The organism is Spirosoma areae, assembly GCF_054781775.1.
Genome location: NZ_BAAGTT010000027.1, coordinates 42,728 through 54,485, shown reverse-complemented (window position 1 = coordinate 54,485; position 11,758 = coordinate 42,728). Strand labels below are relative to the sequence as shown.

Below are 11,758 nucleotides of genomic sequence, written 5' to 3'. Positions count from 1 at the left end.
TGTTCTTTATGTATGGTTGGTCGACAGAAAATTATCCTTACTCCCCGCTACTACCTCGACAATTTCCGCTATGTGCTGGATTTTGTCAAACGCCTGTATGGTAATCTGCTAAACGATGCCGAATGGAATTTTGTGCGCCGGTTCGAGGAGTTAAGCCTCGATGCCCAGTGCCTGTATGTCCGGTTCAGCAACCGCAAAGGACTCTTTTTTCGCATCAACAAACTACAATATAATGAAATAACCGACCTGCCGGCGGCCGTTGGCGAATTACTGACCGCCGGATTCATCGAGCGGCTGTCGGCTCACCACTCAAGCCTGGGCGTCGATGCGCTGGGCGTTTTCACCAAGCCCGAACTGCTCGATTTACTGCCGCTGGCGCCCGAAGAAATCCGGCCCTTAGCCAAAGAAAAGAAGGAAGGGGTAGTCCGGTACGCCCTGCAGGAGCTTGATTTTGGGGAGGTTATGACGAGTCTGACGACCCACGAAACGGTTATACGCATGAATTTTGAAGCCGAAGGGATGATGGTCAAATACTTGTTTTTCGGCAACCGGGGCAGCAACATGACTGAGTTTGTCGTGCGCGATCTCGGCATGGTCAATTTTGAACGCTACGACGAAAGTAAACTTACGGCCCGTTTCCGTACCCGTAAGGAGGTCGAAGATAAACTCTTGATTTCGCTGACCAACGAGGAATTCTACGAACTCAAAGAAGCCGAAACGCCCGCCGACGATATTTACAACTGGTTTCTGAACTGGAACGAAACCCGCCCCGAACTCACCGAAATTGCCATTCCGGGTTATCAGAAACTGGTGTGTCGGGTGGGTGCTTATCTGGAGCGGCAAAAACTTCCCGAACAGGCGTTGTCGGTCTATGAACTCTCCGACCGCGTACCGGCCCGCGAACGGCGCGTTCGGCTCTTGTTCCGAAACGGCTCGGTCGACGAAGCCCTCGCCCTCTGCGATGAGATTGCCGTGAGTCCGCTCAACGCCGAAGAGCGGTATTTTGCCAACGATTTCCGCGAGAAGATTCTCACTGCGGGCGAGAAAAAACGCAGCCGCAAAGCCACCACCCGTTTTTTGTCGGATGCCGAGAGCGTCAATATTCCGGCGGCCTACCGGCACCATGTAGAAGCGGGGGTGATGAACTATTACTTCGAGCAGGATTTCGACGCGGCTTTTACGGAGAATTACCCCTGGCGCGGGCTGTTTGGGCTGGTGTTCTGGGATATTATCTACGACGCTAACGTGTCGGCGATTCACCACCCGCTGCAACGCGCTCCGTCGGATTTTTACCTGCCCGACTTTTATCTGAAGCGCGAAGATTTACTAAAAAAGCGACTCTCCGAACTCGCCACCAAAGACGACTGGCGACGGCACACGGGCCGCATGTTCAACGCCAAATACGGCATCACCAACGTGCTGGTCGACTGGTCCGACGAACTGCTGACCCTCGTTCAGCGGATGATCGACCTGCTGGGCATTGACCAACTGCGGCTGATTCTGCTCGAAATGGCCCGCAACCTGCGTGAACACACGCGGGGTTTTCCTGATTTACTGGTCTGGAATGAACAGGGCGAGTATTGGTTCGTTGAAGTGAAATCGCCCACCGATCACCTCGGCCCGCAGCAACTGCACTGGTTAGAGTTTTTCCAGACGATTGGCATTCACGGCAAGGTGGTGCGGGTGATTTGGGAAGCGTGATTATTGGCTTTCATCATTTGTATAGTCATGAGTTCTGCATCATTTTTAAGTGCCCGCAACCAATCTATTTTTACAAACAAAATGATGGCAAACTATCTTTGGCAAATAGGCTCAGTAATAATTGCTGTTTTAGGTAGTATTCACCTGTATTACACTTTTTTCACTACTAATTTTTCGTCACGAAATGAAAAGATGATAGAGCATATGAAATCTTCCTCTCCTATTTTGACAAAGGAAGTAACAGTATGGAAAGCGTGGATCGGTTTTAATGCAAGTCATAGTAGTGGCGCAATTTTTATCGGTCTGATCAACTTTTATTTAGCCTTTCAGTATTTCACAATTCTACAATCTGACCATTTCTTTTTTCTTTTTAATATTCTGACAATTAGCTTCTATGTTTGGCTGGCAAAACAATATTGGTTCACAATACCCTTCATAGGCCTATTGATAACATTTGTATGCTACAGTATGGCGTATTTTTTGATACTTATAGACAAATGAGATTTAGTGGTAAAAATCCGCCACATCGCCAGGCTTAAAAACGTTGCTATTAAATCAAACCCGCCCCAACCGTAGAAAAACCGGAAAGCGCATCTCGCGCTCCCCATCGCCCCAAAACGCTTTTAATTCCTCCCCCAGCCCAACCACCGGGTCTTCTTCGTTTTCGTGGATATACTGCCGCACCGCCGACCAGGTTCGAAGGTAGTTCAGGAATCGCTCCAGCGACCAGGTCCGCCAAATCATGAACCCGGCGCGTTGGGCACTGGCGAAGGGAAAGGGCAGGGTGGCGTAGGCATCGTCGATATACTGCCGCTGCGGGTCCCAATACGGGCCAATGCGGTTCCGGTAGAAATTCAGCATAATCGGGTCGAGGGCCGATGAATCGAGTTGCACCAACCCATAGCCCCATTCGGCGATGATGGCACCGGGTTTGGCCACCCGACGCACTTCCTGATGAAACGCGTCAATATCGAACCAGTGCAGGGCCTGCGCCACCGTGATGAGGTCGTAGGTATGGCTGGCAAAGGGCGTTTGTTCCGCCGGGCTGAGCTGGTAGTGAAGGTTTGGTTTCTGAACGGCCAGTATCAGTTGCGTTTCGCTGATGTCGGTCGCATCGACCTGCTCAAAAAAATTCGCTAATGTGCCCGCTACCTGCCCGTTGCCGGTGGCACAATCCCAGGCAATTTGACGTTTCTGAACAAACGAAAGGACAAAATCGTAGAGTTCAGGCGGGTAGTCGATGCGGTATTGGGCGTAGAGGTCGGCATGACCCGAGAAGCGGTCGAGCGGTTGCATAAAGTTTATTTTAACAAATTTTAAACGTTTTTCGGGAACAAGTGTCCAAGAGTTGGTTTAATAGGAAAAACCGAAGCTAAAATTAGGTTATCGCCTGAAACCCTCTATTTTTGCGCGACTTACCGACTACCAATACTCAATTTATTTATTCAATTATCGCGTACCCGATTCTCATGAAAAAAATCGTTGGCCTTCTCATCGCTTCGGCTTCGCTGGCCGTAGCGTCTTTTGATGCTCACGCTCAGGCACCTGCCGACATTCCGGCGGACATGAATGCCCTGATGACGAAATACACCTGTATTGCCTGCCACCGCCCCAATCAACGGTTAGTTGGCCCGGCCTATGCAGATGTTGCCAAGAAGAAATACTCTACTGAAAAAATCGTTGAGTTGATTTACAACCCGGTACCGACCAACTGGCCGGGCTACCCGCCAATGGCACCGATGAAGCAGGTTCCGAAGGAGGACGCAACGAAATTAGCCGTCTGGATTAACTCGTTGGATGGCGGAGCCAAGTCTACGACCAAGAAAACGTCGAAGTCGTCGACAGCAACCAAGAAAACCAGCAAAAAAGCTTAATTGGCTATTGCTGTTTATTAAAAAAAGCACCGGACGTCAATCCGGTGCTTTTTTATGGTCCTACCAGTAGCTATTTGTGGCGAAGCTTTTACTATCGGGATTATCGGCCCAGAACAATGCAATCGTCTTCTGCTCTGCCGGTTAGGGTCTGCGAAATAGCATAGACTTCTTTGGCCTGGTCATAGTAGGCCGACACCGGGTTTTCCGTTGATCACCTCACTGTGTACTGATAACAATCGCTGGTCAGTACGACTGCCAGGGTTTGTTGATTGACGACTTGAAAGTGAATATCAAAGGTAGTGCCCGAGGGGAAAGCCGACACATCGCGAAAGAGGGCCGCGCTGCCTGTACCCAGATTATCCGTCAGAATGGTTTGTGGCACAAGGCCCTTACCGAGTGTAAGCCAGGACGTACTGGTGCAATTGCCATCAAGGTTAGTGTCCACGGCCCGCTGAAGCACATAATTGGTGTTCGGTTCCAGGCCCTGTACCGATGTATCCAGAAAGATGGTAAATGGACGGTCGGTGAACTGCTGAAATTTCACAAATCCAGACGCTTTCCCCGTTCCCCGAAGCGTTACATCCAGGTTGTATTTAGGTTGGGGTAGTTGATGGTCTTGACAGGAGGTTGTCAGCAGGGAACAAACGAGCAGCCAGCGTAAGGGCCGCATGATGCTTTGAGGGGGTGTAGATCGGTTCATTGGATAATAGGTTTTAGATTCAGCCGAAAAGTAGTACGTATGAACAGGGCCTGCTGGCTTATTCGACCAGAAAAAGAAAGGGCTTGTCAGATAACGTAGTCCCGACGACCAATACCGTTCATCGGCGACGAACGGTATTGGTCGTCGCCGGGAGCTTACCGTTCGCCTAAAAAACTGATTATGAATAGTTTATTTGAAAAACGTTAACCACCTTAGGTGTTCAAATGAACTCTCTCAAATGAAGCGGTTTACGCCCAACTCTCAGAGCCGACAGAGATTAAAACGGCATCTGCTGTTCTGGGCGGTGGTGTATGTAGCATTGACTATAAGTTTATGCGCCCCCTATTTCTTATCTGCTATTCGTTCCCATTCGCTCACTGAACTACCGCAACTGGCCTACACTCTTCTTGTCTTTGTCCCTTATCAAGTGACTTTTGTCTATATGGGGTTGTATTGGGTCTTACCACCTGTGCTGCTGAAGCAGTTTGGCCTGTTTGCGCGTCGTTATCTGATCTATGCAGGTAGCGGCCTGGTAGTTAACCATCTGATGCGATTTTTCATTTTAATTCCGTTACGAACAGGTCATCCCCCTTTGTTTCATGACTTTCATTCGTCTTTTGCTACTGGGGTCTTCGTGACCATGCATCTTATTACCGGGGTAGCAGTCGGGATTAAATTATTCAGAGCCTATTATCAGCGCAATGAGGCCAATCAACAACTGGTTCGCCAAACGCTGCTGATCGAACTACAGGTGCTGAAAGCACAGATTCATCCGCATTTTCTGTTCAATACACTTAACAACCTGTATTCGCTAACCCTAAAACAATCGTCCCAGGCTCCTGATATGGTCTTGAAACTGTCGGGGCTATTGCATTACATGATCCACGAGTGTGGCACACCACGGGTGCGGTTGAAAAAGGAAATAGAGTTTATCCAGAACTACATTGAGCTTGAAAAACTACGCTACGGACCAAGATTAACGATTTCTATGCGGGTGAGTGGCGAAATCAGCGCGACGTTCATTGCCCCGTTGTTGTTGATTACGTTCGTCGAAAACGCCTTTAAGCACGGAGCAGCCAAACAAATTGATTCCGCCTGCATCCATCTCGCGTTAACCATAACCGATGACACCCTGCTGTTCAGGCTCGAGAATAGCCGAAGCGAACCAGCCGGCAATGCGGGCAGGGAGGGAGAGGGAATTGGGTTGATGAACGTCAGGAAGCGACTGGCATTACTCTATCCAAACCTGCACGAATTAACCATACAGGCTACTGCTGGTTTGTTTATCGTCGAACTGGGCCTCACGCTAAGTAGTGAACGCAAACCCACCGAGGTGCTTTCTGCTGTTTTAGAGACTGGTTTCTAAGCAATGACTCCGCATCTGCCCACCAACCGACTAACCCGCCACCTGCTATTCTGGGCGAGCGTTACCGTCCTGGCCGGATTGGCTCACATACTGCCGGATATTAGTAATTCCTGCTTTTTTTGCCACTGGGTTCCCATAGTTATTGATTTGTTTTTCAGTATGTTACCAACGTTTGTTGTTTGTACGTACTTGTGGGCTTACCTGGTATTACCGTTGCTATTTCGCAGGCATTTTGCCGGTTTTTTGGCAGGCGTACTGCTGCTTAACCTGGCTGAGTGGTTTCTGAATGATTTGCTAACGTATAGTCTTACATTCCCGCTGATGCACTGGCTGCACCAGGAAATGCCCTTTGAACAAGATACCTGGCTATTCGGCTCCTTATTTCCGGGCAGAACCTTTTGGATAAGAAATCTAATAGCCGGACTATTTATAGGGGTGAAACTTTTTCGTGAGTGGCAACAAAAGCAGGCTGAAAGCCAACGGCTCGAACGCGAAAAACTACAGACCGAACTGCAATTGCTCAAACTTCAGCTTAACCCCGATTTTCTGTTTGGCTCCCTTCGGGCCTTGCACACTCTCGCTCAGCAACAGTCTAAACTGGCCCCCGAAGTCGTGCTGAAACTCGCCCATTTTCTGCGCTACGTGCTTTACGAAAGCCAGGCCGAACGGGTGCTTGTAGCCTGGGAAGCCAAGGTTATCGAACAGTACGTCTTTCTTCAACGAGCTATGCATCCTTCGGGCCTGGAGGTATCGCTCACAATTCGGGGTAATCTTGCTAATCAGACGGTTGTTCCCTTACTATTGTTTCCGATTGTCGAAAATGCGTTTCGCCAGCTACCGGCCAAACAGGCCAGCCAGCAACCTGACGAACCTGCCTGGATTAGCATCGATCTGGCCGTTGGCGAAACGCATCTAACCCTGAAGGTCATTGACGGGCAGGCAGTCGCTCAAACCGATAACTCAAAACAACTTGTTGATATACAGAAGCAATTGTACTTTCACTACGCCGATAGCTACGACCTGCAACTACGCTCAGAACCCGATGTCTATATCGTTACACTGATGCTGCCATTCGTTGTATCAGCCGCATCGCCATCCGGTCAACTGTCAAAGTCTCAATCCTCAGCCGACTATGAAACTACGCTGCCTGCTCGTTGACGATGAGCCACCCGCCTTGGATGTGCTGGAACTCTACATTGAATCGGTGGAGGGTTTGAGCGTTGCCGCCCGTTGCGAAAATGCCCTGCAGGCTTTTCAGGTGCTACAGCAGCAACCCATCGACCTGCTGTTTTTAGACATTACGATGCCTAAACTCATCGGCACCGATTTTTTGCGGACGATGCGAAATCCGCCACCGGTCATTATTACGACGGCCTACCGGGAATATGCCCTTGATGGGTATGAATTAGATGTAATCGATTACCTGCTTAAACCGATTTCGTTCGACCGATTTTTGCGGGCGGTGGGCAAAGTGCTGAAAACGGCGGATGGCCCACTACTAGCATCGCTTCCTGAAAAAGAAACTCCCCAACAGGCGGAATCCGGTTTTCTGTTTTTCCGGTCCGACCGCAAATTAGTGAAAGTACTCACCTGCGACATTCTGTACGTAGAGAGCCTGAAAGACTACGTCCGAATCATAACGGCGACCGGCAAACCCTTAGTTGTTAAGCAAACCATCAGCGCCCTCGAAGCTATGCTCCCCGCCGACCAGTTTGTGCGGGTGCATCGGTCGTTTATTGCGGCTTCGGCCCATGTTTCAACCTACACGCCCCGCCACGTCGAGGTAGCCGGGCAGGAGTTACCCATCGGCCGGCTGTATCAAAAAGAAGTAGAACGGATACTACAGGTTTCCTGAAGATTGGCTTCTCAATAGCGTTCATTCCCTTCGTCTTCCTCCTGGGCAAGTTCAACAATCTGCTCGTCTATTTCATCGTCCGACAGGTCATTGCTGGTCAACTCATCCTCAAATTCATCCGGTTCTTCATCGTTTGAGATCTGGTCGGTAGCATGGCGTGCCGTCACGTTATCGGTATAGAGCAACGTATCAGACGCTTCCTGGTCGCCCGGATTCATGATATCAGGGTGGTTATTGACGCCCAAACCGGCGTAAACAATGGCATCCTGCTCTTCATTATTTTCGGGCATATTGGTATGCTGGGGCGACATGCCACCTAATGGGCCGCCTGAATTCTGATCGACGCGCTGTTGATCGGAGTTGTTTGTATTTTCCATGAGCAAAACAGTTTAATGTGTCACCTTCGGGGTTCCAGCGGGGCTACCAGAGCGGTTTCTGTCGGGTAGTTCAACTTACCCATAGAAATCGTTCCGGCGGCCCGAATAGAACCCTGAACGTGAAACGCCAAATACTTAAAAGAGTTTTCTTTATTTCGAGACAAGAATTTTCTGCACCCGACCTGGCCGATTAGGGGCCAGCAGCCGCAACAGGTAGGTACCATCGGGCAAAAGTCCCAGGTCGACGGTGGTCTCAACGGCAGCCCGAACGGTTTGCGCGGGCAGTACCCGCTGCCCCGATAGAGACACCAGCTCAACCTGGCCATCGTAGGGAGGTCGAATGCTAAGGTAGCGACTCGTTGGATTCGGAAAGGCCCAGGGGCCGGTTGGCTCTTCGTCAATACCCGTGATGATCCTCCGCGAGGTGTTTTTCAGGTAGCGCAATCCGCCGGTCAAACTGCCCAGCATCAGGTCGGGAAGTTGATCGCCGTCGAGGTCGGCGGCTGTGGCAATAAGCCCTTTGCCGGGCAGGGTCAGCGCGGGCAGCGAATCCAGCAACGTCAGCGGCTGGTCGGCTCGCTCAGGAAACTGATACACCCGAACGGTCCCATTGTCGGCGGCCGCAATCAGTTCGTTTTTCTGATCGCCGTTCAGGTCGGCAACCACTAATGAGCGGGCGCGGGCATACACATAATCATCGGTTGTGAAGCCGCCAAAGGTCTGATTCTGAAGTTGAAAGGCTGGATTGGTGGTCGTTCCGGTGTTTCGGTAGTACAGAATGGTACCGAAGTCATACCGGCCAAGTAAGAGGTCGATTTTGCCATCCTGATCAACATCGGCTACGGTCAGTAAATCGTTGGCACTCATTAAGTCAGGCCTGGGCCAGCGGGTAACTCCGGCAAGGGAATATTGAGCGGCTGCGCCCTTCGCTCCGGCATTGATCAGCACGCGAATCTCAACCTCCTGAACACCCACGCCGGTCAGAATCAGATCGGCGCTGCCATTGCCGTCAACATCCGCAAACGACGGAACCACGTTCGTGAGCATCAGCGACTGCCCAATGCCGAGGTAGTCGGTTGTCGCAAGGGTAAAAGCCGGTTTTTGGGTCGTGCCTTTATTCTCGAACTGCCACAGGCCAGCGCGGTAATTTTTGCCCAGGCCCATGCCGCCGTAACCAACCAGCAAATCCAGGTCGCCATCGCCATCCAGATCGGCTAAGGCCGGGGCCGCCCGCTCGCCCAGGTCGAGCATATCGCTTTGCAGAAAATCTTTCTGGATGAGTTGAAAATCGGGCTTCTGTGTCGTACCTACATTCTTATAGAACCAGCCCGACGCCCGAAAATCGAACGCCTGGTTTTCGTTGCGGCTTACGTTGGGCGCTGCCAGCAAATCTTTCTGCCCGTCGCCATCGACATCTTCCCAGAACGTTGCCGGAAACGCCGGGAATAGAATAGGGCTTCGGGCTGGAAACAGACTGTCGTAACTCGTAAAATCAGCCTTCTCACTGTTCGGACCGGTATTGCGAAGCCGGGCAATGTTCTCGCAGCTCACAAACCCAAACAGCAGGTCTTTGTGCCCATCGCCATCCGTATCGATCACTGTCAGGGTGTTGCCCGTATGCAGGGGCCGTGCTCCACTATGAATAACTGGTGTTGTAACAGCGCCCAGTCTACCCGAACCATCGCATTGAAACCCAAAGATAAAATCGTTGCAGAATTCTTTCCTGAAATGGCCCCAGCACTGGTCACCGGTACGCTTATAATCAAGGCCGCCCTTTTTACCCGTTCGTTCGACGCTCATATTCTGCTGATAGGCAACAACGTTACCACCCGCATCGAAGGTGATGATGTCCGTGTCGCCATCGTCGTCGTAGTCGATAATAGCCGGTATATCGCCACTATTCACATAGAGCGGTTGCCGAAAACCACTAAGCCCTTCAGTCATGAGTGGATTGGCTACGAGGACAAAGCTAATCTGCCCGCCCTGCGATTCGTTATGATAGACCTGCAGGCTGGTGGGGCCGTTGGCGAAAATATCTTTGCGACCATCGAAGTCATAATCCACCAGCAGCAGCCAGCCATATATCTTTACCGGGAAAGCCGATTCATACTCGGGGGCGTACTGCCAGGCAATGCCACTTCCTGTTGGGTTGTCGATGGCAACGAACGTGCTGAGTTTGTCAGTCGCACGGTCGAACACCACCAAATCGTCGCGGGCGTCATCATTCAGGCGGATGGTCGAATACTGCGGGGCGTTCAACCCACCGGCCCAGGGATTAAGCAAGGTGCGCCCGTTGATGCTCACCGGTGGACTTTGGTCGTATCGGAAGCCAAACGCCGGTGTCGATGACTGGGCGTAGCTGCAAAGCGGAATCACGAAAAAACAAAACGTAAACAGCTTTTTCATCTACTTTTGACTGTTTTCTAAACCGCAAAAGACGCGACGAATAGCGCAAAGGCGCGAAGAGTAAACTTTCTTTGCGGAGGCTTTGCGTCCTTTGTGGTTAAATCCTGCCTTGAAAACGATGAAACCAGTCGGAATGTGATGATTAGTACCGAACAACTCTATCCTAAATTTCTGGAATGTACGGGGGTTTCGACCGATACACGTCGAATTACGCCCGGTTGCCTGTTTGTGGCCCTGAAAGGAGCCAGTTTCGATGGCAATCAATTTGCCGGACAAGCCCTCGCAGCGGGTGCCCGCTATGCCCTCATCGACGACTCAACGGCAATATCCCCCAGCCTTGACCCGTCTCGCTTTCTGCTTGTTGCTGACGGATTGACGGCATTGCAGGACCTGGCCCGTCATCATCGGCAAACGTTCAGTTTCCCGGTGATTGGCCTGACCGGCTCCAATGGCAAAACCACCACCAAAGAGTTGATTGCGGCTGTATTGTCGAAAAACTACCGGACCTACGCCACTGCCGGCAACCTCAACAACCACATTGGCGTGCCGCTGACCCTCCTGGCCATTACGGACCAGTACGACATAGCCGTTGTTGAAATGGGGGCCAATCACCAAAACGAGATCGAACTGCTTTGTTCCATTGCCCAGCCTACGCACGGCCTCATTACCAACGTCGGCAAGGCGCACCTCGAAGGCTTTGGCGGCATCGAAGGCGTTCGGAAAGGGAAAGGCGAACTGTATGATTATCTGGCCAAAAACGGACGGACAGTCTTTATCAATTCGCGCGATAAAACCCTGACGGGCATGTATCGGCAACGGCTGAAAACGCTTCGTTCCGAAACCACCTTCGCCGAAGCCATTTTTTATCCCGCCGTCGAACCAGCGGATAAACCAATCGAGTTGATAGCGGAATCGCCGGTGGTTGTTTACCGGGATTCGGCCGGTCAGAACATAACGACGCACCTGCCCGGTCGTCATAATTTCGAGAACATGACAGCAGCTTTAGCCATTGGTGATTATTTCGGCGTTTCGCCCGAAGATGCCAACCGCGCCATTGCCGACTACAACCCGACCAACAATCGCTCGCAGGTGATTACTAAAGGTACAAACACGGTGCTGCTCGATGCCTATAATGCCAATCCCAGCTCGATGGCTGCCGCCATCCGGCAATTTGCGACGATGCCCGCCCACCGCAAAGCGGTGATTCTGGGCGATATGTATGAACTGGGTACTGAGAGCGAAGCCGAACACGTGGCTCTTGGCAAACTCATTGCCGAGGGCAGGTTCGATTTGGTTATTCTGGCTGGGAAAGATATGCATTACGCCCTGAGTGCCTTGCCCAAAGCCTACTATTTCCCCGATAAATTTTCACTGCATAACTGGCTGATGGACAACCCCCTGACCGATACGCACGTCTTAATAAAAGGTTCGCGGGGCATGAGTTTAGAGTCGGTCGTGCCTTTTATTTGAAATCCTGAG

General features: G+C 51.2%; 11 protein-coding genes. 7 read left to right on the top strand and 4 right to left on the bottom strand.

The window, feature by feature from the left end:
- Positions 1 to 12: 12 nt before the first annotated feature.
- Together ACYVI1_RS14380 and ACYVI1_RS14375 are read left to right on the top strand one after the other, a co-directional pair.
- A complete protein-coding gene (locus ACYVI1_RS14380; protein ID WP_460911299.1) occupies positions 13 to 1,701 on the top strand; it encodes a VRR-NUC domain-containing protein in 1,689 nt (562 codons plus the stop codon).
- Between the two features lie 27 nt (positions 1,702 to 1,728).
- Positions 1,729 to 2,202: an LIC_13387 family protein gene (locus ACYVI1_RS14375; RefSeq protein WP_460911298.1), complete on the top strand. Its 474-nt coding sequence runs from the start codon at positions 1,729 to 1,731 to the stop codon at positions 2,200 to 2,202.
- A 54-nt stretch (positions 2,203 to 2,256) separates the two neighbouring features.
- On the opposite strand, the gene ACYVI1_RS14370 is transcribed toward ACYVI1_RS14375, so the two are convergent.
- Positions 2,257 to 2,997 carry a class I SAM-dependent methyltransferase gene (locus tag ACYVI1_RS14370; RefSeq protein WP_460911297.1) on the bottom strand — a complete coding sequence of 247 codons (741 nt, stop codon included), beginning with the start codon at positions 2,995 to 2,997 and terminating at the stop codon, positions 2,257 to 2,259.
- A gap of 173 nt (positions 2,998 to 3,170) precedes the next feature.
- On the opposite strand from ACYVI1_RS14370, the gene ACYVI1_RS14365 reads away from it, so the two are divergent.
- Positions 3,171 to 3,575 (top strand): c-type cytochrome, encoded by a 405-nt coding sequence (locus ACYVI1_RS14365; protein WP_460911296.1) that lies wholly within the window; start codon positions 3,171 to 3,173, stop codon positions 3,573 to 3,575.
- A 211-nt stretch (positions 3,576 to 3,786) separates the two neighbouring features.
- Here ACYVI1_RS14365 and ACYVI1_RS14360 read toward each other — a convergent pair whose 3' ends face one another.
- Complete coding sequence (locus tag ACYVI1_RS14360; RefSeq protein ID WP_460911295.1) at positions 3,787 to 4,275, bottom strand: hypothetical protein; 489 nt, start codon at positions 4,273 to 4,275, stop codon at positions 3,787 to 3,789.
- 640 nt (positions 4,276 to 4,915) lie between these two features.
- Between ACYVI1_RS14360 and ACYVI1_RS14355 the strand changes: the two genes are divergently transcribed.
- The 3 genes from ACYVI1_RS14355 to ACYVI1_RS14345 are packed head-to-tail and all read left to right on the top strand — an operon-like array spanning position 4,916 to position 7,496.
- Positions 4,916 to 5,641 (top strand): sensor histidine kinase, encoded by a 726-nt coding sequence (locus ACYVI1_RS14355; protein WP_460911294.1) that lies wholly within the window; start codon positions 4,916 to 4,918, stop codon positions 5,639 to 5,641.
- Between the two features lie 3 nt (positions 5,642 to 5,644).
- Positions 5,645 to 6,799 carry a sensor histidine kinase gene (locus ACYVI1_RS14350; RefSeq protein ID WP_460911293.1) on the top strand — a complete coding sequence of 385 codons (1,155 nt, stop codon included), beginning with the start codon at positions 5,645 to 5,647 and terminating at the stop codon, positions 6,797 to 6,799.
- Positions 6,774 to 7,496 carry a LytR/AlgR family response regulator transcription factor gene (locus tag ACYVI1_RS14345; RefSeq protein WP_460911292.1) on the top strand — a complete coding sequence of 241 codons (723 nt, stop codon included), beginning with the start codon at positions 6,774 to 6,776 and terminating at the stop codon, positions 7,494 to 7,496. The genes ACYVI1_RS14350 and ACYVI1_RS14345 overlap by 26 nt, the downstream gene beginning before the upstream one ends.
- Before the next feature lie 11 nt (positions 7,497 to 7,507).
- Here ACYVI1_RS14345 and ACYVI1_RS14340 read toward each other — a convergent pair whose 3' ends face one another.
- Both ACYVI1_RS14340 and ACYVI1_RS14335 read right to left on the bottom strand, forming a co-directional pair.
- Positions 7,508 to 7,873: a hypothetical protein gene (locus tag ACYVI1_RS14340; protein WP_460911291.1), complete on the bottom strand. Its 366-nt coding sequence runs from the start codon at positions 7,871 to 7,873 to the stop codon at positions 7,508 to 7,510.
- A gap of 150 nt (positions 7,874 to 8,023) precedes the next feature.
- Positions 8,024 to 10,279, bottom strand: coding sequence for an FG-GAP-like repeat-containing protein (locus tag ACYVI1_RS14335; protein ID WP_460911290.1), 2,256 nt, complete (start codon positions 10,277 to 10,279; stop codon positions 8,024 to 8,026).
- A gap of 138 nt (positions 10,280 to 10,417) precedes the next feature.
- Here ACYVI1_RS14335 and ACYVI1_RS14330 point away from each other — a divergent pair, with 138 nt between their 5' ends.
- Positions 10,418 to 11,749 (top strand): UDP-N-acetylmuramoyl-tripeptide--D-alanyl-D-alanine ligase, encoded by a 1,332-nt coding sequence (locus ACYVI1_RS14330; RefSeq protein WP_460911289.1) that lies wholly within the window; start codon positions 10,418 to 10,420, stop codon positions 11,747 to 11,749.
- The last annotated feature ends 9 nt before the right edge of the window (positions 11,750 to 11,758 follow it).